This window comes from Peribacillus frigoritolerans (assembly GCF_040250305.1).
Classification (GTDB): domain Bacteria; phylum Bacillota; class Bacilli; order Bacillales; family DSM-1321; genus Peribacillus.
Genome location: NZ_CP158190.1, coordinates 4,891,252 through 4,915,714, shown reverse-complemented (window position 1 = coordinate 4,915,714; position 24,463 = coordinate 4,891,252). Strand labels below are relative to the sequence as shown.

The following is a 24,463-nucleotide window of genomic DNA, read 5'->3' as shown; positions in this document are numbered from 1 at the left end:
TTTTTATTTGAATCAGCCTGCGTTTTTAAGCAACTCGTTCGACTTGATCACCGGTGCCCAGAAAGTAACCGGGTACATAAATTGGTTCAAGTGTGTAAGTTCTTTTTTATTGGATAATGCGGTTGATAGAAGATAAATGGATTTGAAGGTTAAGTCATTGGCGAATAGGTCCAAAAGCGTCGCTTTCATATTCATGATCGCTTCATGGTTTTGAGTGGAAATCATTAAATCGAGCTGTGGCAGGAACCTATCAAAATGGTGATCGAATTGTTTGAGGTCCTCCATGGTTTTTTGGTTTTCTGTCAACGAGTTAAGCGAGCTGACAAACTCCCCGTATTGTTCACTTGAATCCCTTTTGATTTTTTCAGACAATATATCCGTCAGTAATGAAGTAGGCAAATGTTCCATTTTCTGCACCCTCTTATCTATTTTCTATCATTATAATCATTATAGACGAAAAATTCAAAATGTTGTGATTGGTAATTCTGCTTCTGCGAGTTGGGATTGAAAAAACACCGTTCGAACAGAACGGTGTCAGATTTATCATCTCTTTTCAATCGCGACAATGAATGGCGGATTGTTTGATTGGTTGATGAACCCGTATTTCAGGATATGGGCTTTCTGTTGAGGGAAGTTCTGTACATAATCCATCAATGCATCCCGTTCTGCCGATCCCCCTGGATGACCATGGTAAATGACGAGGATGATGATGCCTTCAGGCGCCAGCAGTTCGAATAGCTGTTCAATGGCTGATATCGTCGTATCGGCTTGGGTGATGATTGATTTGTCACCGCCAGGAAGGTAGCCCAGGTTTAATATGGCACCCGTGACCTTTCCGGAATGCTCTTTCCCGATGTATTTGCTCAAATGTTGATGCCCATCGTGAATGAGGGTGCAGCACTCTTGTAAATTCTCGGCCTTTAGTTTCGCCGCTGTGGTTTGGATCGCTTCTTTCTGAATATCAAAACTATAGACATGCCCGTTTTCACCTGTAAGTCCTGCAAGAAAGACCGTATCAAAACCGTTGCCCATCGTGCAATCAATGGTTATATCCCCGGGATGGACCGCTTTTTCAAGCAGAATCCTGGCGAATGGCAAAATTCGGTCAAGCTTCATGATTGTACCTCCGTATGATGATTTTTTCCTTGCCAGCTGTTACGGCGTTTCAATTCGGCATCAATGGCGTTCAAGACATCCCATTTATTGACGCTCCACATTGGACCGATCATCAAATCGATCGGACCGTCACCCGTAATGCGGTGAACGATCATTTCTGGAGGGATTATTTCCAGCTGGTCACATACCAGGCTGACATAATCGTCACGGTCAAGAAACTCGAGCAGGCCTTTTTCGTATTGTTTGACCATCGGTGTCCCTTTTAATAAATGAAGTAAATGGATCTTTATCCCCTGCACATCGAGTTTGGCAACTTCCCGGGCTGTTTCCAGCATCATGCCGTAATCTTCCTGAGGAAGGCCATTGATGATATGGGAGCATATGCGGATCCCATGTTTCCGCAGTTTATCGACGCCTTCTTTGTAGCTATCGAAGTCATGGGCACGGTTGATCATCGTCGCGGTCTTTTCATGAACTGTCTGGAGACCCAGCTCCACCCAAAGGTAGGTCCGTTCGTTCAATTCGGCTAAATACTCGACTACATCATCTGGAAGGCAATCCGGACGTGTCGCAATGGAGAGACCGACGACACCCTCCTGGGTCAATACACTTTCATATTTCTCGCGAAGTTCTTCCACTGGGGCATGCGTATTCGTGAACGCTTGGAAATAGGCCATATATTTTCCATCTTTCCATTTGTGATGCATCCGTTCGCTGATCTTCTTAAACTGGACGTCGAGGGGTTCAACCCTGTTGCCCGCAAAGTCACCAGAGCCTGAGGCACTGCAGAAGGTACAGCCGCCATGTGCGACGGTGCCATCACGGTTCGGGCAGTCAAAGCCGCCATCCAGGGCAACTTTAAAAACCTTATGTCCAAAATGTTCCCTCAGGTGGTAATTCCATGTATGATATCGTTTGTTATCCGTTGCATATATAAACGGGTTTGCCTGATTCAAATCAGCAACCTCCTAAATAAATTAAATCGCAACATATATTATACAACATTCTCGCAGCTAGGTCTTTTTTTGAAAAATAAGCGTATACTGTATACTTGAGGGCTAAACATTTTGCTGCTATTTCCAGTATATCTTTGAATGACTATATCCAATCGGGAGCTGATGGACATGACCGGTCAAGTTGAAGAAGCGATTAATCAAATGAAAAAGAAATTAGCCGAAAATAATCAGGTGATCGAAGAAAATGAAGATGGATTCATATACAAAGCCACTTGCACCTTCAATTCACCTGCTTCGGATGAACAAATTCATTCCTTTGAAAAGAAAACCGGACTGCTTCTGCCCGAGGATTATAAGGAGTTTTTAAAAATAACCAATGGATGCCGTCTGTTCGAAACACGAGAATCGGGCGGGGAAAATGATTTATACAGCCTGGATGATATTATTAATTACACATATGAAAATTCCTACGAGGGATGCTATAAAGTGGCCTGCATTTATCAAGATAATATCGTCATTGATGGGGAAGCCGTCGCTAAAGGCGATAAGGAGTATTTAATGGTAAAAGGCCATATCGATGATTTTGAAGAAGGCGAGAAACTCCACATGGGTTTTGCCGAATGGATTGAGCAATTCATTTCCCATCAAGGTGAAAAGTTTTGGGATAAAGGTTGATTGCTCAAAAAAAATGATAATCCACCCGTTATTTGCTCAAACTAGACAAGATGATTCCGAATCATCCAAATGAGATTCGAAGGAGAGGGTTTGAAATGGCAACCAGACAATCCGTCGATCATTTTTTAGAGCAATGTGAAGGTGCTCTCCATTTTGCAGAGTTTGAATTCAACGAGGCCTCACGGCAGGAGCATTATGATGATGAACAATTTCAAAATTCGCAAAGGTATATCGAAGAGGCTTTGACGGATATGGAACGATTGTATGCCAGTTCGAATGACCAGCAACGGGAAATGCTTTCGCGGATGAAGCAGCAGTTGAATCAATTGAGGAATGAAATGACTTTACTGCGACATTAAATGGAAGCAAGGGAGCTATGAATGAATAGCTCCCTTTTTTGCACGATTTTTCTTGAATTCGCATATATAAAGAAAAACCTGTCGATAATGTTTATGTACGGCTATTGCAATTATCGTTGAAATTGACTAGAATGTAATAAAATCCAATATTCTCATAAAGACTATGATGAGGAATAGTAACGGTTTAAACCAGTAAAGAGAGTTGACGGGTGGTGCAAGTCAACCTGGGATGGTCGTGAACTCGCCTTGGAGTCCCGGGTGTGAAGGTGAAAAGTAATGCCTGGCGTTTTAATCCATGTTACGGATATTTTAAGCTGGGCGGATTTTAGCTATCGCCAATGTGGGTGGTACCGCGGGAAGATATACATAATCCTCTCGTCCCTATTTTGGGATGAGGGGTTTTTTATTGTTTTTTATACGGAAATTAGGAGGAAATCATATGAGTTTTGACCATAGGAGCATAGAAACGAAATGGCAAAAGTATTGGGAAGGCAATAAGACATTCAAGACAGGTGAAGAAAGCGGCAAACGTAAATTCTACGCGCTGGATATGTTCCCATATCCTTCAGGGGCAGGTCTTCATGTGGGGCACCCGGAAGGTTATACGGCAAGCGATATCCTGGCACGGATGAAACGGGCGCAGGGGTATAATGTATTGCATCCGATCGGCTGGGACGCTTTTGGACTTCCGGCAGAGCAATATGCGATCGATACGGGCAATGATCCAGCCGAATTCACGGAGCACAACATCAACACGTTCCGCCGCCAAATCAAAGCCCTAGGTTTTTCTTATGACTGGGATCGCGAAATAAACACGACAGATCCCGACTATTACAAATGGACGCAGTGGATCTTCTTGAAATTATATGAAAAGGGCCTTGCATATATTGATGAAGTTGCCGTTAACTGGTGTCCGGCACTTGGCACGGTATTGGCTAATGAAGAAGTCATCGATGGGAAAAGTGAGCGTGGAGGTCATCCGGTTGAGCGCCGCCCGATGAAACAGTGGATGCTTCGTATCACTGCGTATGCAGACCGCTTGATCGACGATTTGAACGATGTGGATTGGCCGGAAAACATCAAGGATATGCAGCGTAACTGGATTGGCCGTTCCGAGGGAGCGGAGGTTACATTCAATATTGATGGCTTTGATGATACATTCACGGTGTTCACGACTCGTCCGGATACGTTATTCGGTGCAACATATGCAGTATTGGCACCTGAACATCAGTTTGTAGATAAGATTACGTCGGCTGATCAAAGAGCTGCGGTTGAAGCCTATTTAGATGAAGTGAAACATAAAAGCGATTTGGAAAGAACAGACTTGGCCAAGGATAAATCAGGCGTGTTCACGGGGGCTTATGCCATTAACCCGGTAAATGGCGAAAAAATGCCGATCTGGATTGCCGATTACGTGTTGATCAGCTATGGAACAGGTGCAATCATGGCCGTTCCTGCCCATGATGAGCGTGATTATGAATTTGCAGTCAAGTTCGACTTGCCGATCAAGGAAGTCGTAGCTGGCGGAGATGTGACAAGTGAAGCATATACAGGCGATGGTCTTCATGTGAATTCGGAATTCCTTGATGGATTGAATAAAGAAGAAGGCATTTCGACCATGATCAAATGGCTGGAAGAAAAAGAAATCGGTACGAAGAAAATAACATACCGTCTTCGCGACTGGTTATTCAGCCGTCAGCGTTACTGGGGTGAACCGATTCCAATCATTCATTGGGAAGACGGCACGATGTCTGCAGTGAAGGAAGAAGATCTTCCATTGATTTTACCGAAAGCTACGGATATCAAGCCTTCAGGTACAGGCGAATCACCACTTGCTAACATATCGGAATGGGTGAATGTAACGGATGAAAATGGACGAAAAGGACGCCGTGAGACAAACACGATGCCACAGTGGGCAGGCAGCAGCTGGTACTTCCTTCGTTATATCGATCCGGACAACAAGGAAGCACTTGCAGATCCTGAAAAATTAAAAGAATGGATGCCGGTCGACATTTATATTGGCGGCGCTGAGCATGCGGTGCTTCACTTGCTTTACGCTCGTTTCTGGCATAAATTCCTGTACGATATCGGTGTCGTGCCAACGAAAGAGCCATTCCAAAACCTATTTAACCAAGGAATGATCCTTGGCGAGAATAATGAAAAAATGAGTAAATCAAAAGGGAATGTCGTGAACCCGGATGATATCGTTGAAAGCCATGGTGCCGATACACTTCGCATGTACGAAATGTTCATGGGGCCATTGGATGCTTCGATTGCCTGGTCCACAAACGGATTGGACGGTTCCCGCCGATTCCTTGACCGCATCTGGCGTTTATTAGTCAACGATGACGGTACGATCACAGATAAGATGACCGAAACGGATGACACGGGCAAGCTTGAAAAAGTCTATCATCAAACGGTTAAAAAAGTGACCGAGAACTATGAGGAATTGAAATTCAATACGGCGATATCACAATTGATGGTATTCATTAATGATGCGTATAAAGCGGAATCGCTTCCTAAAGTATATATCGAAGGCTTCGTAAAGCTGCTTGCACCGGTTGCACCGCACATCGCCGAGGAGCTTTGGTCTAAACTGGGCCATTCCGAGAGCATCACGTACGGAACATGGCCGGCTTTCGACGAAGCGAAGTTAGTGGATAACGAAGTCGAAATCGTCATCCAAATCAACGGAAAAGTCAAAGCGAAATTAATGGTGCCGACTGACACTACGAGAGAAAAACTGGAAGAAATCGCGATGGGTGATGATTCCATCAAAGAACAAATCGATGGGAAAACCATTCGTAAAGTGATTGCCGTACCAGGCAAATTAGTCAATATCGTCGCAAACTAAATAAATCGATTGGAAGCTGTCCCGCATATTTTTACTGCTGGGCAGCTTTTTTTTCGTGGGCAGGCAGAACATAGGGATTAGGTCATATTAGGATTCTCACCGATTTAAATCTATTAGCGATCAATCTACCAATTGGACATCTACAATCGTCATGAGAGGACCATCGGAACGCAAATATCTTGCTTAATTGGTTCATGAGAATCATTTTTCAGCTCTATGGCCATATATATCAAGCATTTGACATAAAAAAGGGAAAAAATTGGTTGATAAAATTTTACAGTGTGATAGTTTGGTATAGTACTGTTATTTTTTAACCAATTATTGGAGGGGAAACCGTGAAATTTAAGAATGTGAGTCGAATTACGGCGTGTGTACTTATTTTTACACTGATATTCAGCTTGATGGTTCCGCTAAATTCTCAAGCTGCAGCTGCAACGCCTATTGAAAATGTAAAAACGATAAAAAATGGGGACACTCTGGATGGAAAGTTTGAAAAACCGGATGTCCAATGGTACCAACTCAGTCCCACAACAGAAGAAGTACAAAAGTTCTCCCATATTGAGTTTGAAGTCAATTCGGACAAAATCTTGAATATCTCCGTATATCAAGATAAAGAAAAAGCAGAAAAGGATGAGAGCAATTATATTGTCTCTTCTTATCCTGATGAAAAAGCTGTAGTCGATTTCCCATATGCTTGGGAAGGAACATATTATGTTAAAGTTGAATATTTCGGCGATACGGATGATGAGGGAAATCCCATCCCGGATGCAAAAAATGTAGCTGAATACTCCATCAATGCTCATTCAGTGACATTGCCGCCATCTGCCGGGGACGAAGGGGAAGAGCTTGAATCTTGCCCGGTTGAACTGAGTGTAAACGATAAGAAAACGGGAGAATCCATGTTGAAAACACTCCGCGTGTTTAGAGATGAAGTTCTCACGAAATCGTCTGAGGGACGCACCCTTTCCTCTTTATATTATAAAGCTTCGCCATTCCTGGCTCTACATCTTGCTGGTAATAAAACGGCAAGGGAAGCCGTTTATAATCACTTAGTTGAGATTAAGCCCCTTATTGAGGATCTTAATGAAAATGGAGCAAGCAGTACGGCAGTCATTAGCACTGATCAGCAAGAAGCGATCAAAGCTTTGTTCACTAAGTCGGCAGGCGTCGCTCCAGCCGGGTTGAAAAAAGATATGGAAGCCATTGCAAAGAAAATCAATCTTGATAAGCTTGAAGGTAAGAGAATCGTCGATATCGCAAGCAAAGCGGGAATCGAGCTTCCTGCTTCGAAAAATGTAAAGAACAAATATATCGTCAAACTTAAACCTGGGAAGTCATTAAGCTCCGTCCAATCCAAGGTAAAAGGATATGGAACATTGTCGACTCCCGAGAAGCAAGAGCCAATGTATGATGATATGTACGTCGTTGAGTTAGAGAACGAAGCCAACACGAAGGCGTCTGCTGCTCTATCCGGTATCGAAAAACTTCCAGAAGTGGAATATATCGAACCGGTAAAAACGTACAAAGCACTTTCTGCCGACATACAATCACCGTATCAATGGTCTTTAAATAACGCCGGGGGCGATGAAGGCATAAAGGGAGCGGACATTGATAACGAAAAACTGCAGAACCTTATTAAGAAACGTAATTTAAAAGATACATTGGTAGCGGTTATCGACACAGGTGTCGATGATTCACTGGCGGATTTACAAGGTATTGTTGAAATGAAGGATGGTAAGAATTTCATTGATAAGAAAGAAAAAGCAATCGATGACAATGGCCATGGTACACATGTATCCGGAATCATCGCTGCAAAAGCAGATAATGGTTATTCCATGCAAGGAATCAATCCAGTAGCTAAAATCTTGCCTGTAAAGGTCTTGGACTCTTCAGGATATGGAGATAATGAGAAAATTGCACTAGGCATTAAATATGCCGTGGAACATGGAGCAAAGGTGATAAACCTTAGCTTGGGCGGAGAATATAGCAGGACGATTGAACACGCCTTGAAAGATGCAGCCGCCAAGAATGTAATGGTTGTCGTAGCAAGCGGTAATGATGGGATGGAGGGTCTTTCTTATCCTGCATCATCTAAATACGCCATATCCGTTGGCGCAACCAATGCCCTTGATTTAGTATCCGATTATTCCAATTATGGATCGAAATTGGACATGGTCGCTCCAGGGACAGGAATCCCGAGCCTTGTGCCTAATGGGAATGTTACCTACATGGATGGTACATCAATGGCAGCTCCCCATGTTGCGGCAGCTACAGCTTTGTTATTATCCGGAAACCCTGGGTTGAAAGTGAATGAGATAAGGGAAATCCTGCATGAGACATCGGAATATGTCGCTTTTGAAGAAGAAGATAATGTAAAAGACCCTTATGAGGACTATCAACCTGAAGATGGAGAAATCATAATACCAGAAGTAGAACTGCCTGTCGGAAAAGATTTAGTATCTGGATATGGAAGGCTGAATGCGTACAGTGCAATTAGTGCAGTGGATTTACAAGCTAAAGTCAATCTTGTGATGGATACGCAAACAAAACTGACTGGTTCAGCTAAAAAAGGTTCAGTAATCGAAGTGAAAAGCGGAAACAAAACGCTCGGTAAAGGAACGGCGGCAGCTAACGGAACGTTCGCCGTTACGATTCCGGTTCAAAAAGCTGCGCAGCAGCTTACTGTGAATATCTCTGATTCTTCCAAACTAGCAGTATCTTCAATCAAAGTATTCGTGAATAAGGGTGCAACCCCTAACAAGCCAACTGTTAAAGCTTTAAGTGACAAAGATACGTATGTAACGGGTCAATCGCAAGCGGACATGAAAATCACGATCAAAAATAGCGCAAAAAAAGTGATTGGTTCAGGTAACACGGACAGCAAAGGGAATTTCAAAGTGAAAATTAGCAAGCAAAAGGCCGGCACTAAACTTTCAGTCACAGCTACAGACTTAGCAAAACGTGAAAGCAAGGCGGCAACCGTGACTGTTCTCGATAAAACAGCTCCAGATGTACCGAAAGTGAATGAAGTAAGCGACAAAGCTACTACCGTAACAGGTAAAGCGGAAATCGGTTCAACCGTTACCGTGAAGCACAGCAATAAAAACATCGGAACGGCAAAAACTGATGGTAAGGGGAACTTCTCCATCAAGATCAGTAAGAAAAAAGCAGGCTCCGCATTATACGTCTCAGCAAAAGACAAAGCGGGCAATACAGGAAAAGCAGCAAAAGTAACGGTTAAAGATAAAACCGCTCCAAGTGCACCGAAAGTGAATGAAGTAAACGATAAAGCAACAAAAGTAACAGGTAAAGCGGAAATCGGTTCAACCGTTACCGTGAAGTACAGTAATAAAAACATCGGAACGGCAAAAGCTGATGGTAAGGGGAACTTCTCCATCAAAATCAGCAAGAAAAAAGCAGGCTCCGCATTATACGTCTCAGCAAAAGACAAAGCGGGCAATACAGGAAAAGCAACAAAAGTAACGGTTAAAAAATCCAAATAAATAGTAGGTGAAGGCCGTTTAACTACATGTTAAACGGCCTTTTTTTGTGTGGAAACGAATTAAAACACCGCTCCTCATCGGCGGTGTTTTTGCTATGAGCGTGCCTTTTTCCGAGCTGTAATGCTAGAAAATGATTTATCATGTGCATTTTCTTCATGATGTCAGATTTGGGATGACCCATTTTAATTCTGAAACTTCACATACTTGCCATTCATATATCATTAATCTGTTCAAAAATAAATTTCAGGAGAACATATGATGAAAAAAAGAAAGGGAAGAGTAATAGCATTAGGAACTATTTTAGCTTGCTCGATTGGGTTAGGAACGCTTTCAGTTGAAGCTGGGAATGAGAATTCGTTATATTCCTTTAAGATTAAGAAAGAGCAAGGCAACGAATATACACGTACAAAGTATCGCCAAACAACTACAGAACGGAATACATGGAAGGTGAGAATGTATCATTCACAAGAAGGTACAAATACTTATACGACTTATTGGTTGGAAAGAAGCGATGGCACGAACGTATCTCCTTCAGTGAAAGTTACAGCAGGTAGCGGCGGTGAAAAAAGTGGGCGCAACCATTATGTTAAAGGCAATGCAGGTGCCAATGCCGCTAAGGTAAGATTAACGGCAGAAAATAATAATTATAGCTCTAGTACCTATACTGTAGACGGATATTGGGATGAAGAGACAGGGAGAATACTACCTGGACAATATAAGACTTATTACACCACTGAATATAATAAATAAAAGATGATGAATATACCAAGGTGGCGTCCTAAAGGGAGACAAAATGAATAGTTATTATTATCGATTAACAAATAATAAAAAAACAAAGTTCATCGTGTTATGTATTATGGCGATTGTTATTATTGACATATTTATCTTGATCGGCAATGTTTCAGAGTCATGGATCATGCCCCATCTAGCCACTTTTTTAGCGGGAAGTTCATTAGGTCATATGATGCAAATACTACTTATTTGGTTTTTGCCTATTTTTCTATTAATTATGTGTGCTGACAGCTATATCCAAGACTATAAAACAGGCTATCGATATATCGTAGCGACCAAAAAAGGGCGATACTCTTATTATAAAACCATGTTATTGGGAAATATGTCATTTTCCTTTTTAGTGATGGTTGGTTGCTTATTATTTAATATGCTCATTGCATATATGGTTTTCATGAATGGTGAATTTGACACTGGGTTGACCCCAGATTTATTTCCGGAAAATCCTTTATATACACTCGCCAATAAAATACCTTTTGTCACTAATGTGGTTTATATCATCATTTTTGGATTTTTCACTAGTTTATGCGCAGGGATGGCGACTGTTCTTAGTTGGTGTTTCCCGGATATAAAGTATACGTATCCGTTAAGCTTTGTTATCTGGTTTTCACAAATTTTAGGACTGAATTATTCACTAGCAATGATCATCCAGCCGTTTAACGAAGTGACCTTGGAAGCTTTCGTTTTTATTTTCTTTAGATCGACCATCCTTTTTTTAGCGGTCATCACAGTCGGGTTCATTTATAAGGTGAAAAGTGATGAAGTCTAATCAAAAAAAAGTGTATGTATCACTGCTGCTTGTTCTGTTATTTGGATGTTTATGGATGACCTATAATATTCATTATTTAAAAATAAAGCAGCTTGACCCAGCGTATCCATTGATCATTGATGTAAGTGCGAGTGTAGAAGGCTATCTCTCGGTTAAAAATTTATTGATCACATATATTGTTCCTTTGTTACTATTTTATCGTTTTTTTATTGAAGATGAACATCCACACATTATCGTTCGCTTAAAATCAAGAATCGACATGTATCGGAGACGGACCATCCAAGTTTTTATAAGTTCGTTTATCTTTGCGTTCATCATTTTATTGATTAATTTCGCAGCTGTTTTCTTATTCGATAGATTTCACTTTATATCATCAAATTATTGGAACTTATCTCTTCTTAATCTAGCGCTATTAACGTGCATTTATTTCTCGATTGGCCTGCTTTATTATTTCATTTTTGATTATTCCAATTCAATCATAGCGATGGCAGCGACCTTTTGTATCTGTTTTCTCTTATATGTGATGAAGAGTCAGCTGAATAATGATTGGGGCCCTGCCAGTTCCGCAAATGTTATCGATCCTTTATTAAGCAGCGGAATTACAGGATATTATTCGCTAATCATGATTGGAAAAGAATTATTTCTATCTCTCGTGATGGTTTTACTTGGGCTATTCGCGATCGAGAAAAAAGATTTCATGTTTGGTGTTTCTGATGACTAAACGAATCTTCATAACGATGTTGATCGTCATTTTGTTGCAAATTTTCCTATTTGATTATTTCGATGGCTCTAAAGCCGATCTTACGGGATATATGATCGTTAGCGGAGTTCCCATCAGTAATAAATTTGTTGTATTGGGAACATGGTATATGTTCTTTTCTGGATTGAGTTTTTTGTCGTTAGGGTATTTGCGGCAATATATATCCGGTTATGGGGTCTACCTGATGATCAGGGAAAAAAGCAGGGTGAAACTTGGGTTTAGAAGAATCGTGAACTTAATGATCCTTATATCTGGATTATCTATAATTCAACTTCTTTTCTCGATCGTATTCGCTTTTATAAATAATGTCGATCAGGCCTTTTTTTATGATAATTTCCAATCATTGATTTGTATAGCAGGTCTTTATATGATGTCCAATTTTGTCCTGATTTTCATTCAAATGGCACTCGAACTTCATTTTACGGAGGAAGTATCTTTATTGCTGATAAATGTTTATGTGCTTTTTTCGGTTACATTAGGCGGAGTTCTATTATCTACACAAAAGCTGACGTGGATTTTATATTTTTTGCTTCCCAATTTCGGCATGTATGTAAGAAGTGATGTACTTGAAACTGGCGGAATATCAACAGTAAATGCTTATATCGTTTTAACCGTAATGACGATCATTTTAACTGTTTTAACCTATAGACGATTAAAGAAAATCGATTTAATTTAACGAGGTGCACAATGACAAAAATACGAATTAGCTCTTTACATAAAAAGATGAAGAAGAAGACACTTTTGCATGATATCAATTATGAGTTTAACAGCGGGAAAATTTATGGTTTGTATGGAAGGAATGGCTCCGGTAAAACGATGCTGCTTAGAGCGATTGCAGGATTAATCATGCCAAGCTCAGGAGAAATTGCCATAGACGAAAAAATTCTTCATAAAGATATTTCCTTTCCTGCTAATATTAGTGTCATTATTGAAAACACTTCGCTGCTGCACCAATATGACGCTTATACAAATCTGAAAATATTAGCAAAAATCAGGAACATCGCCACTGATGAGGATATTAAACTGAATATAAAAAGAGTCGGCCTGGATCCTGATTCAAAAATGAAGGTTGGAAAATTTTCGTTAGGAATGAAGCAGCGTCTAAGCGTCGCCCAAGCGATATTTGAAAAACCGGACATCTTATTATTGGATGAACCGACAAATGCCATCGATGAAGAAGGTGTTACGCTAGTTTATCGAATCTTGAAGGAAGAAAAAGAGCGCGGCGCCCTCATTCTGTTGACAAGCCATCATAAACAGGACCTGGAGGCATTAGCCGATGAGTATGTAAAGATGGATAATGGAGGAATCGTCCTTGACTCTAAATAAAAGCATAGCCGCGTTAACTTTACTCGTATTGATAAGCGGATTCCTTATTTATAAAGTGTACATTGTTCCATCAGCTATGAGTGCCGCTAATAGAAATACGGAAAATAATACTGCTTCCTATAAGGTGTTGGAGTCACAAAACATCATAGTCGGCAAGGATATCGATCAGGGCTATTATGATATTAAAGCTCTCGATAGTGAAGCGGAGTTTTTTGGCGATAAAATGCATGAAAATGCTGTTTTACATGCAAGACCTTTTTATCTGAATGCGAAAATGTCGATTAAGGGGAAGTTTGAATTCAAGCCTTCTGAATTTAAAAAAGCAGTGAAAAAAAATCAACAAATCATCATGAAAGATCCTGGTCATTATGTGGTCGGTACAGAAATACCAGCGGGGAATTATGTACTATCAAGAACAAGCGATAAAATCGGAGTGTTTGTCGATATTAGACATGGAACAAAATCTGGAAGCTTGCAAACGATTCAATGGGATATCGACGAAAAAGTGAAAAAACCAATCGAGATCGAACTAAAAAAGGGCTATAACGTGTATATCAAAAAAACGGGAAAAGATGGATATATATCGAATGAAGGTGATTTGATATTGGAGGTAAATGATCAGGAAAGTAATTAAGGATATATTAAAGCATTATCAAAGTATATATTGGAGGAATCGTCCTTGACTCTAAATAAACCATAGCCGCGATAACTTTACTATTATTAGTAAGCGGATTCCTTATCTATAAAATGTACATTGTTCCATCAGCGATGAGTGCCGCTAATAGAAATACGGAAAATAATGCTGCTTCCTATAAGGTGTTGGAGTCACAAAACATCATTGTCGGAAAAGATATCAATCAGGGCTATTATGATATTAAAGCTCTCGATAGTGAAGCGGTAGTTGCTGGCAATAAAATGCACAAAAATGCTGTACTGCATGCAGAGCCCTCATATATGAATGAAAATTTCTCAATTAAAGGGAAGATTGAATTCAAGCCTTCTGAATTTGAAAAAGTCGTGAAAAAAAATCAAAAAATCATCATGAAAGATCCTGGTCATTATGTGGTCGTAACAGAGATCCCAGCGGGGAACTATGTGCTTTCAAGAACAACCGATAAAATCCGAGTGTTTGTCGATATAAAAGATGAAACGCAAACCGAAAGCTTGCAAACGATTCAATGGGAAATTGACGAAAAAGTGAAAAAAACAATCGAGATCGAACTGAAAAAGGGCTATAACGTATATATCGATAAAACAGGAAAAGATGGATATATATCAAATGAAGGTGATCTGATATTGGAGGTAAATGATCAGGAAAGTAATTAAGATTTTAAGACAGGGCTAATTCTTATACTCAAATTTTAGGGACCCATATTGGGTCCTATCGCGTTTTCGTGAATTGAAACCAACATGTAACAGGCGACTACACTTCCCTTTTTACAGACGTTGAAAAAATGTTAGCTGTTACTTCATTAAAATGAACACATCTCCATCTTCGATCTGGATGTCCTCACTTAAAGCATGGGTTACCGCAGCTCTAATTTTCAGCGGCTTTTTGCTAGGCTTGGGTCCTTTGCCGAGCTGTGATCCTACAATATGATTTATAATGTGCATTTTCATTTCATGATGTCAGATTTGGTATTTCTCGTTTTAATAATGAAATTTCCCGTTCCCTTCTTTCTTGTAATATATCTGGTATTACAAAAAAGAAGAGGAGAGAAAGAAGATGCAAGAAAAAGCAATGGCAACGTTTCTTACAGTGATAACAATGGTGTGTTGCCATCCTATTGAAACTTTAGAGTTCGCAAAATTATACTCCAAAACCATCTTTGGCTAATTGAACGGTGGATAATAAATGACTCGAACGTCTCAAGGGTAAGCATTCAACGTTATCAATTATCAAGGAATAATTACATGCATGGGGAGTTTTCAGATGAAAGTATGTAGAAGTACCGTAATATTCATTCTGTTTGCGGCCGTTTTCTTTCCGCTCCCATCCATGACAGCGGCAGCAAATCCGGATTGCGAACCAACAACAGGAACGACAATCCAATTATTCGACCACAACAATACCCTGATGGAAACGTCAACATTAGCACCCAACTCTACAACGTCATCCGTAAGAGCAGCTTTTAATCATGCCGTTCTAAGTGTTTCAAAATTTCCGAAGGATGGGGAAACCGGAAAACGAGGGACCGTTCTCTTATCAAAAGGGAATTTCACGGCGAGTGCCTTTATTGTGATGAAATCTGGAGTTTCCTTGGAAGGAACCGTGGAGAATGGAAAGACAGTCACGACAATCTGTACTGAATCAAGAAGTGACCCTGTTACCATTAAAATAATGGAAAGTCATATGGGCATAAAAAATCTTATTTTGGATGGGAAAAGAAAAACAGAAGATGCCGTAACAGGAGAACCAAGGAAGTATTATTCATCAAGACATAGAGGCATCCAGATTACCGCTATTGATCAAACGAAATCAACGGATGATTTAGTGGGTGATTACCCGATAAATGATAAAGATGGTGACGCGAAACGGCTGAAAAATATCACGATTGAGGATGTTCATATTACGGGATATGAAGGGTATGGCATCTATTTAGAGCATGTGGATGGAGTAACCATCAAAGGATCCGATCCCATTTCTAAAAAAAGCATGAGTATCACGGATATTGGATATGCGGGCATTGGCGGCGTCTCAGCGAATAACGTGACCATAAAGCATGCGACCGTTAGTGATCTTTGGCCAGGAGCAACCGTTGGAAGCGTTCAGCAAAGCTATGGGGTGGCCTTTAGCCATAGGAAAGTCAATACAACAGATGATGCCAAAGCGCAAGCGAAGTTCCCGCCAAGCGATACCATTGTGGTCGATCAGAACGTGGTCGCCAACAACCCGACATGGGAGGGAATCGACACACATTCGGGACAAAACGTATCCTTCACGAACAATGTCATCTTAAATACACGTTTCCCCATTGTCGTTGGAGGAATGGAGTATGATAACGGCAAGATGTCCGCTTACCCGCCTCAAAACATTACGATTTCAGGGAATCGAATTAACAGCCATGGAGTGGGAACCAAGGGTGATTATGATGTTTATGGCATAGAAAAAAATGACACGATTACAGAACGAGGCATAGCCGTTACCGGAGCACAATTTACGGACCTGACCAAAATGGAGATGGGGTTCTTGGACTCGGTAGTGATTAAGGATAATTACGTAAGCGATATCCAAGCCGCTGTAGAGTCACATGGAGGCATCAGCATCCACGTGACAAAAAATGCGACCATTGAAGACAATACCATTGAAAACAGTTTCAACAACGGGATCGTGTTTCTTAGTTCCAACAAGTTCACGAAACTACAAAGAAACAAGATTCACCATGTCGAAAAATCCGAAAATAACTTTATCCAAGCTGGCATTGGCATACGCGGGTCTCATAATAATGGGAACTTTAATAATGACTACACAACCCTGCCATTGACCATGGAAAAAACTCTGATTGAAAATGATCACACATTTGCCGAGGTTGGACGTGAAATTCATTTTCAAGTAGGATCAGTAAATAACTTATTGAATAATCGGATTTGTATCCCGCCTGACTTAAAAAATCAGGACTGTTTTCCCTTGAAACCAGAATGTGAGGATGACACAACAATGAAGTGTCACCAAAGCGATATTTGAAAAACCGGATATCGATGAGCTCTAAGTCCGAAAATTTGCAAACGATTCAATGGGAAATCGACGAAAAAGTGAAAAAACCAATCGAGATAGAACTGAAAAAGGGCTATAACGTGTATATTAAAAAATGGGTAAGATGGTTGTATATCAAGTGAGGGTGATCTGTTTGGAGCGAAATAAGGGGATTTAATATAAGTCCAATTGAGAAAATATTTGGACAAATTTAAATTCCATGATCGTTTCTTAAAATATTAATATTTATTTACTTCCGAAATGATAAGGAATCAAGCGCAAAAGCGGATTCCTTATTTCAAATGTATATACCGAGGGCGGGATTTACGAGGGTCCATATATCCGCCGGTTATTTGATGTCCGAGAGAGCTCGCAATGACTACTGCTGCAAAGAGGAGTATGATTTTCTTCAAATTAATAATCTTCTTTCCGTTTTATTATTTTTAAAGATTACACCCAAATTCCTCTTCCTTCAACCCCTTTTTAAAATGTAGAAAAATTTACTTCTATCTTATAACTTGGACTTACTCATCTATCGAATGAGCAAAATCAGTCATCTAATAGGCTTTTTCACCTTCACCCATTAGATGACAAACCTTTTTTTGATTCTTCAAATGCCTCATTTATTTTCTCAAATTCATAGATTTTAACGATCCACTTTTGCAATAGTATCGTGCTAAAACAAACCTGCCCCTGCATTTGTCAGCTCATTTAGTGAATTCACTTCTTAGTAGATAGACAACATCGTATTCCTTCAACTCGTCCATATGGTCTTCACTATTACCATAAAAATCAGTGGAAAGTGAACGTATGCCTTCATTTCCGCTTGAGTAGCATATACTCGCCAATGCAAGCTTGTCTGTGCTGTTTATTTTGAGTTTGCCAGCACTGCCCCATACGCTGGAATCCATTTCATCAATGGTTTCAGGATAAGTAACTGTATCCGTACCATCATCGTTTTGAATGCTGACGTTGAACATCGATCGTTTTTGGTCAGCATCCGTTTTGGATGTGGTGAAGATAATCGTCCCATTATCTTTGATGGCAGTTGTCATGCGTCCCATTTCAGATTCGACAAGTTTTCCAAATTCATATTTTTCGACCCAGACTGACATCTCCTTGTATGTATCATCAACACTGAAATCGATAAGAAAGGAATGTTCACTTGAATTCTCGAGGATGGCTTTCTCCCTTGCTGTCAGCTCAGGAACTGAAAGGTTATTCTCGGATTTTGGATCATCAGCCTTACAGGCAACTAAAGAAAATGAGAGCAGGGAAAGGATGATGGATAAATAGATCTTTTTCATGATTTTCACCTCTTGAATAATATTAACCTAATTAAAACCAATTCTTATATATTATAACATTATAATGAAAAACGGAATCGGAACGCGACAAAAAGGCAAGCAATCGGTATGCTTGCCTTTTTTTGCATTTAGAATGGTTGGGAAAGAGCCTTATTGGCAACATCGACGTCATTTTGCAGCAATTGGTTCAAGTCGTAAGCAGGATAGAGGTTTCTTTCATAAAGGTAGTTGAAAATCTTGGCATGAGTATCGATGGCTCCATTTAAATGTTTCTTAAATACTTTTCGTAGGGAAGGGGTGGCTGTTTCCGTAATGGCAAGTGCATAACTTTTAATCGATGTTTTGGAAAAGCCTAGCAACTCCCTGGCAACAACTGCCGATGCGTCATCCCTTGATTCATCTTCATCCCGGTACGTTTTAGGCGTCAATGGGTAAAATTGCAGCAGCTCCATGATGTTTTGGGTAAGGGTATCGATCGTTTGTTTATAAATCGTTTTTAGAATGGGGTCTTTTATTTTTGGGTAAGCTTTTTTAAATTTCATAAGGGCATTGGACTGGGCGGCGACCAGCTCATGAAGCTCGAGTGTTTCGTGCCAAGCAAGATGTGAATGGGTGGGGGTGCATGTATATTCCTCTGAACGAATAATCTTAATACATTATTCGTTCAGTGGGCTATAGGCAAGTTGTCTAGTGAAGTTATTTATGGGAAGAGCTGTCCCATCTACGATTACCATTAACAGTTTAGAAGTCCATGTTTTATTGATATTGCTCGAGAACAGAGAAAAACTTTTTGGCAAATTGGTAAAAAAGTTTTTCTGATGGAGCCAAGTCCCTATTTTTAGGAGTGATGATGCCGACAGTCCGTTTGACTTCGGGTGTATCGATCGGGATCTTGACAGTCAGTCTTGGAATGACTTCATAAAAAGTACTGTCAGGGAGCAGACTGACTCCGATTCCGGCAGAAACGAGCCCTTTTATGGAATCCATGTCTTCACCTTCCGAGGCGATATTAGGTGCGAAACCGGCTGCTTTGCACGCTTCAAGAGCGATAGTGTGAAAGATGTATCCTTTGGGAAACAAGACGAAGGGATCATTTCGTAAATCACTTAGGCGCAGACTCTTTCTTTCAGCCAATGGGTGAGTTATTGGCAGTAAAGCAGATATGTTTTCCGTGAACAGGATATGACCTTCGATATCTGGATCGTTTGTCGGAATCGGTCCAAGGAAGGCTAATCCGATTTCGCGATTTTTGACAGCTTCCTTTAAAGAGGAATAAGATCCCTGTCTTAAGTGGAAGCCGATATTTGGCTGCTCATCTTTAAAAGCGGAAATGACGGTAGGCAGTAAATGGGTGGAAAGGCTGGTCGGAAACCCGATTTTAATGCTTCCGTGTTCAGGGTCCAAAAACTCCTCAATTTGATATTTGGCATATTCAATCGCCTGTATCGCTGTTTTGGCATGGATCAAGAATATTTTACCAATGGGAGTTAACTGGATATTCCGGCCGATTTTCTCGAATAAAAGAACGCCAAGTTCATCTTCCAGTCTGGAGATTTGCCGGCTGATTGCTGATTGTGCGATATGCAGGTGCTCTGCGGCTTCTGAGACGTGTTCCCTCTCGGCGACTTCAACAAAATAACGTAATTGTCGTAGTTCCATTTATTCATCCTCCTGCCATTCATCTCAAATTGAGATGGATTCTACTAGAATTATATATTGTTTATATCGATTTGAAAACCTAGAATAAATGTAAGTGACATAACGGTGTAAGAATACGATGGGGGCGATTAATATGACATACAATCAAATACCAAAAGCACAAGGGCTCTACCATCCTGAATTTGAACATGATGCATGTGGGATCGGTTTATACGCTCATTTAAAAGGGCTTGCTACACATGACATCGTCAAACAAGGACTGAATATGCTGTGCCAATTAGATCATCGCGGCGGACAAGGCAGCGATCCCCTTACAGGAGATGGCGCAGGATTAATGGTACAGATTCCTGATGAATATTTCAGGCTGGCATGCCCGGAAATGAACTTGCCGGCAAAAGGACGCTATGGTGTAGGCATGCTCTTTTTCTCTAACAATGATGATGAACGGAATGAAATCGAAGCTCGTTTGAATGCATTTATCGAACAAGAGGGCCAAACGTTATTAGGCTGGAGAACGGTTCCTGTTGATGCAACGAAAATCGGGGAGGTCGGCAAGGAGACATGTCCGACGATTCGCCAAGTATTCATCGGGGCAAGCGAAGGGATGACTGATGATTTAGCTTTTGAGCGTAAATTGTTCATTATCAGAAAACAAGCTGAAAACTGGGCTCGTGAACGCGGCAATCGTTTTTATTTTGCCAGCCTTTCAAGTGCTACGATCGTTTACAAAGGATTGTTGACGCCTGAGCAGGTGGATGCTTTTTATCTTGACCTTCAACAGGAGTCCTTCGTTTCGGCTTTCGCTTTAGTGCATTCCCGCTTCAGCACGAATACTTTTCCTAGTTGGGAACGGGCACATCCAAACCGTTACCTGATCCATAATGGCGAAATCAATACGCTTAGAGGTAATGTGAATTGGATGAAAGCGCGTGAGCAGCAGTTTGTTTCGGAAGCATTCGGGGATGACCTGCAAAAGGTCCTGCCCATTCTGGATATAGACGGCAGTGATTCCTCGATTCTTGATAATGCACTTGAATTCTTCGTGCTTGCAGGGCGTAAACCAGCACATGCGGCGATGATGCTCATTCCTGAACCATGGACGGAAAATCCGCATATGACGAAGGAAAAGAAGGCATTTTACGAATATCATAGCATGCTCATGGAGCCATGGGATGGTCCGACGGCCATATCCTTTACGAATGGCAAGCAAATCGGTGCCATCCTGGATCGTAATGGTTTAAGGCCGGCAAGGTATTATGTGACTAAAGATGATTACATCATTTTCTCCTCTGAAGTCGGCGTGATCGATGAGGAGCCGGAGAATGTATTATACAAAGATCGTTTAAGCCCAGGCAGAATGCTTTTAATAGATTTAGAGGAAGGCCGTATTGTTTCCGATGAAGAGATCAAGTCGGAAATGGCTCAGGAAAATCCATACCAGCAATGGCTGGACGAACAGCTTGTTCAATTAAGTGACGAAGAACCTGTGCTCGAAGGGGAGCCATTGAGTGATTTATTATTCAGGCAAAAAGCGTTTGGATACACGTATGAAGATGTCCAAAAATATTTACTGCCTGTCATTAATGAAGGCAAAGATCCACTGGGCAGCATGGGGAATGACATTCCGTTAGCAGTCTTATCAGATCGCCCGCAATCGCTATTCAACTATTTCAAGCAATCCTTTGCACAGGTAACCAACCCGCCAATCGATTCGCTTCGTGAACAAATCGTCACGTCAACGATGACATTTCTCGGTGCGGAAGGAGATTTGCTGAAACCGGATGAAACGAACAGCCGCCGCATTCAATTGGATTCACCTGTTTTGACGCCAGGTCAAATGCAGCAGTTGAAAGAAAATGCCTATCCTGAATTCAGGAGCAAAGTCATTCACACTTTATTTTCAGAAGATTTAGAGAGTGGACTCGATCGCATCTGCCGTGAAGCGGAACAAGCGATCGCTGATGGGGTCAGCCTTTTGATATTATCTGACAAGGATATGAGCAAAGAAAAAGCTGCGATTCCTTCCCTGCTGGCTGCGAGCGCCCTTCATCAAGAGCTGATCCGCCATGGTAACCGTACGAAGGTGAGCATTATCGTTGAATCGGGGGAAGCAAGGGAAGTCCATCATTATGCATCCCTAATCGGGTATGGAGTGGATGCGATTTACCCGTATCTTGCTTATGAAACATATAAGCAGGCGGTATTGGAAGGCAGTTTGGCCACCAGCTACGAAGAAACGGTAAGGAAATATGTAAGCTCTGTGACAGAAGGCATCGTAAAAGTGATGTCGAAAATGGGGATTTCAACGATTCAAAGTTATCGCGGCGCACAAATTTTCGAAGCGGTCGGAATCGGTGCTGATGTGATCGAACGCTATTTCAGCGGTACGGCATCGCAGCTTAGTGGGATCGATTTGGTAACGATCGCAGATGAAGCGTTGATTCGCCATAGGAAAGCTGCAGCCGATTCCCTTGATGAAACGCTTGAAAGCGGAAGTGATTTTCAATGGAGAAAAACAGGGGAACATCATGCTTTCAATCCTAAAACGATCCATACATTGCAATGGGCGTGCCGGAAAGGCGATTATAATTTATTTAAGCAATATTCAAACTTGGCGAATGAAGAGAGACTCGGGTTTTTACGGAATTTATTCTCGTTCGATCAAAAACGCCAAAGCATTTCAATAGATGAAGTGGAATCCGTGGAATCCATCGTCAGCCGATTCAAAACGGGCGCGATGTCATTCGGTTCATTGAGTCAGGAAGCACATGAAACATTAGCGATTGCGATGAACCGTTTAGGCGGAAAAAGCAATAGCGGTGAAGGCGGGGAGCACCCTAGCCGTTACCAACTGGATGAAAACGGCGATAATCGCCGCAGCGGTATTAAACAAATTGCGTCCGGCCGTTTTGGAGTGAAAAGCCATTACCTTGTTAATGCCGATGAACTTCAAATCAAAATGGCGCAAGGTGCTAAGCCGGGTGAAGGCGGCCAGCTGCCCGGAAACAAAGTATATCCTTGGGTTGCAGAGGTCCGCGGTTCCACACCGGGTGTCGGCCTGATTTCACCGCCTCCGCATCACGATATCTATTCGATTGAAGATTTGGCACAGCTGATCCATGATTTGAAAAATGCGAACCGTGATGCCAGGATAAGCGTCAAGCTTGTGTCAAAAGCAGGCGTAGGCACGATCGCAGCCGGCGTGGCCAAAGGAGCCGCAGATGTCATCGTTATCAGCGGGTATGATGGCGGTACGGGTGCATCACCAAAAACGAGTATCAAACATACTGGTCTTCCTTGGGAGCTTGGTCTTGCCGAAGCACACCAAACATTAATGCTGAATGGCCTGCGCAGCCGTGTAGTCCTTGAAACGGATGGAAAGTTAATGACGGGACGCGATGTGGTCATGGCAGCTATCCTTGGAGCGGAAGAATTCGGCTTTGCTACAGCACCGCTTGTGGTCCTAGGCTGTGTCATGATGCGTGCTTGCCATTTGGATACATGTCCTGTCGGGGTAGCTACCCAAAACCCTGAACTTCGCAGCAAATTCACTGGAGATGCGGATCATGTCGTGAATTTCATGCGCTTCATCGCTGAGGAAGTCCGGGAAACGATGGCTGAGCTTGGCTTTAGAACACTGGAAGAAATGGTCGGCCGCACTGATGTTTTACAAGTGAGCGAGCGGGCGCAAAACCATTGGAAAGCGAAGCATCTGGACTTGACGACACTTCTTTTCCAACCGGAGGGGATTCGTACGTATCAACTTCCTCAAAACCATAAAATAGAAGAATCTTTGGATATCCGTGAGATTTTACCTGTTGTGGAGCCTGCTTTAAATGACCAAACCCAGGTGGATGTCAGCTTCCCGATTACCAACGTGAACCGTGTGGTCGGAACGATTGTCGGCAGTGAAGTATCCAAACGCTACGGTGAGGAAGGGTTGCCTGAAGATACGATCACACTTCGTTTTACAGGATCGGCGGGCCAGAGCTTCGGTGCGTTCATTCCAAAAGGGATGTCGATGTATTTGACTGGTGATGTGAATGACTATGTTGGGAAAGGCTTATCTGGCGGGAAAATCATTGTCACGGCACCTTCTGGCAATCAGATCGAGGCCGGGGACAATGTAATTGCCGGAAATATCGCCTTATATGGTGCAACAAGCGGCGAGGCCTACATTAATGGCCGTGCAGGAGAACGATTTGCCGTACGTAACAGTGGAGTCAATGTCGTCGTTGAAGGAATTGGAGACCATGGCTGTGAGTATATGACAGGCGGACGCGTGGTCATTCTGGGCGACGTCGGCAAAAACTTTGCGGCAGGCATGTCAGGCGGCATCGCTTATGTACTTGCTGATGATGCAGAAGAATTCAAGGCATTATGCAATGGTGAAATGATAGAATTCGAGACACTTGATGATATGGATGATGCAAACGAGGTAAAAGAAATGCTTTACAGCCACCTTCATTATACAGAAAGTGCCAAAGCATCGTATGTACTGGAGAACTGGGAGGATTTCGCTAAGAGATTCGTAAAAGTCATTCCGAAAGATTACAAACGGATGATCAAAAGCATCAATGAGCAGAAGCGTGCAGGGCTGACGGATGAAGAAGCGATCATGAGTGCATTTCAAGCAAATGCCGTTCAAGATAAAAAAATCACTAAACAAGCTGTGATGCAGTAAGGAAGGGGA

The 24,463-nt window shown here is 41.7% G+C and carries 19 protein-coding genes and 1 other annotated feature; of the genes, 13 read left to right on the top strand and 6 right to left on the bottom strand.

Annotation, left to right across the window (positions count from 1 at the left end; genetic code table 11):
• Nucleotides 1–12 precede the first annotated feature (12 nt).
• The 3 genes from ABOA58_RS24240 to ABOA58_RS24230 form a co-directional block, all read right to left on the bottom strand.
• Nucleotides 13–408: a hypothetical protein gene (locus ABOA58_RS24240; protein WP_350300356.1), complete on the bottom strand. Its 396-nt coding sequence runs from the start codon at nt 406–408 to the stop codon at nt 13–15.
• Nucleotides 409–543: 135 nt separating this feature from the next.
• Nucleotides 544–1,116: a class I SAM-dependent methyltransferase gene (locus tag ABOA58_RS24235; protein WP_350300355.1), complete on the bottom strand. Its 573-nt coding sequence runs from the start codon at nt 1,114–1,116 to the stop codon at nt 544–546.
• Nucleotides 1,113–2,072, bottom strand: coding sequence for a TIGR01212 family radical SAM protein (locus tag ABOA58_RS24230; RefSeq protein ID WP_350300354.1), 960 nt, complete (start codon nt 2,070–2,072; stop codon nt 1,113–1,115). The genes ABOA58_RS24235 and ABOA58_RS24230 overlap by 4 nt, the downstream gene beginning before the upstream one ends.
• Before the next feature lie 168 nt (nt 2,073–2,240).
• Here ABOA58_RS24230 and ABOA58_RS24225 point away from each other — a divergent pair, with 168 nt between their 5' ends.
• The 12 genes from ABOA58_RS24225 (at nt 2,241) to ABOA58_RS24170 (ending at nt 16,795) form a co-directional block, all read left to right on the top strand.
• Nucleotides 2,241–2,747, top strand: coding sequence for an SMI1/KNR4 family protein (locus ABOA58_RS24225; protein WP_350300353.1), 507 nt, complete (start codon nt 2,241–2,243; stop codon nt 2,745–2,747).
• Nucleotides 2,748–2,842: 95 nt separating this feature from the next.
• Nucleotides 2,843–3,106: a DUF2524 family protein gene (locus ABOA58_RS24220; protein WP_101225556.1), complete on the top strand. Its 264-nt coding sequence runs from the start codon at nt 2,843–2,845 to the stop codon at nt 3,104–3,106.
• Between the two features lie 154 nt (nt 3,107–3,260).
• Nucleotides 3,261–3,492 (top strand) — a binding site (T-box leader).
• A 53-nt stretch (nt 3,493–3,545) separates the two neighbouring features.
• Complete coding sequence (leuS, locus tag ABOA58_RS24215; RefSeq protein ID WP_350300352.1) at nt 3,546–5,960, top strand: leucine--tRNA ligase; 2,415 nt, start codon at nt 3,546–3,548, stop codon at nt 5,958–5,960.
• Between the two features lie 335 nt (nt 5,961–6,295).
• Nucleotides 6,296–9,463, top strand: a complete 3,168-nt coding sequence (locus ABOA58_RS24210) for an Ig-like domain-containing protein (protein WP_350300351.1) — start codon at nt 6,296–6,298, stop codon at nt 9,461–9,463.
• 255 nt (nt 9,464–9,718) lie between these two features.
• The gene (locus ABOA58_RS24205) at nt 9,719–10,213 is read left to right on the top strand and encodes a DUF2712 domain-containing protein (RefSeq protein WP_350300350.1); all 495 of its coding nucleotides are present in this window, start codon (nt 9,719–9,721) and stop codon (nt 10,211–10,213) included.
• Between the two features lie 43 nt (nt 10,214–10,256).
• On the top strand, nt 10,257–11,021 hold the full coding sequence (locus tag ABOA58_RS24200) for a hypothetical protein (RefSeq protein ID WP_350300349.1): 765 nt from the start codon (nt 10,257–10,259) through the stop codon (nt 11,019–11,021).
• The gene (locus ABOA58_RS24195; protein ID WP_350300348.1) at nt 11,011–11,742 is read left to right on the top strand and encodes a WxPxxD family membrane protein; all 732 of its coding nucleotides are present in this window, start codon (nt 11,011–11,013) and stop codon (nt 11,740–11,742) included. Before ABOA58_RS24200 ends, ABOA58_RS24195 begins: the two co-directional genes overlap by 11 nt.
• Nucleotides 11,735–12,457, top strand: coding sequence for a DUF2705 family protein (locus tag ABOA58_RS24190; protein WP_350300347.1), 723 nt, complete (start codon nt 11,735–11,737; stop codon nt 12,455–12,457). Before ABOA58_RS24195 ends, ABOA58_RS24190 begins: the two co-directional genes overlap by 8 nt.
• 11 nt (nt 12,458–12,468) lie before the next feature.
• The gene (locus ABOA58_RS24185; protein ID WP_350300346.1) at nt 12,469–13,110 is read left to right on the top strand and encodes an ABC transporter ATP-binding protein; all 642 of its coding nucleotides are present in this window, start codon (nt 12,469–12,471) and stop codon (nt 13,108–13,110) included.
• Nucleotides 13,097–13,744, top strand: coding sequence for a hypothetical protein (locus ABOA58_RS24180; RefSeq protein ID WP_350300345.1), 648 nt, complete (start codon nt 13,097–13,099; stop codon nt 13,742–13,744). The genes ABOA58_RS24185 and ABOA58_RS24180 overlap by 14 nt, the downstream gene beginning before the upstream one ends.
• Before the next feature lie 113 nt (nt 13,745–13,857).
• On the top strand, nt 13,858–14,436 hold the full coding sequence (locus ABOA58_RS24175) for a hypothetical protein (protein ID WP_350300344.1): 579 nt from the start codon (nt 13,858–13,860) through the stop codon (nt 14,434–14,436).
• A gap of 607 nt (nt 14,437–15,043) precedes the next feature.
• Nucleotides 15,044–16,795, top strand: coding sequence for a right-handed parallel beta-helix repeat-containing protein (locus tag ABOA58_RS24170; RefSeq protein WP_350300343.1), 1,752 nt, complete (start codon nt 15,044–15,046; stop codon nt 16,793–16,795).
• A gap of 716 nt (nt 16,796–17,511) precedes the next feature.
• Here the strand turns inward: ABOA58_RS24170 and ABOA58_RS24165 are convergent.
• The 3 genes from ABOA58_RS24165 to ABOA58_RS24155 all read right to left on the bottom strand — a co-directional run bounded on the left by ABOA58_RS24165 (nt 17,512) and on the right by ABOA58_RS24155 (nt 19,770).
• Nucleotides 17,512–18,111, bottom strand: a complete 600-nt coding sequence (locus ABOA58_RS24165; RefSeq protein WP_350300342.1) for a hypothetical protein — start codon at nt 18,109–18,111, stop codon at nt 17,512–17,514.
• Between the two features lie 128 nt (nt 18,112–18,239).
• Nucleotides 18,240–18,653, bottom strand: a complete 414-nt coding sequence (locus ABOA58_RS24160) for a spore coat protein (RefSeq protein WP_350300341.1) — start codon at nt 18,651–18,653, stop codon at nt 18,240–18,242.
• 214 nt (nt 18,654–18,867) lie between these two features.
• A complete protein-coding gene (locus ABOA58_RS24155) occupies nt 18,868–19,770 on the bottom strand; it encodes a LysR family transcriptional regulator (protein WP_076370054.1) in 903 nt (300 codons plus the stop codon).
• Between the two features lie 133 nt (nt 19,771–19,903).
• Here ABOA58_RS24155 and gltB point away from each other — a divergent pair, with 133 nt between their 5' ends.
• The gene (gene gltB / locus ABOA58_RS24150; protein ID WP_350300340.1) at nt 19,904–24,454 is read left to right on the top strand and encodes a glutamate synthase large subunit; all 4,551 of its coding nucleotides are present in this window, start codon (nt 19,904–19,906) and stop codon (nt 24,452–24,454) included.
• Nucleotides 24,455–24,463: the final 9 nt, after the last annotated feature.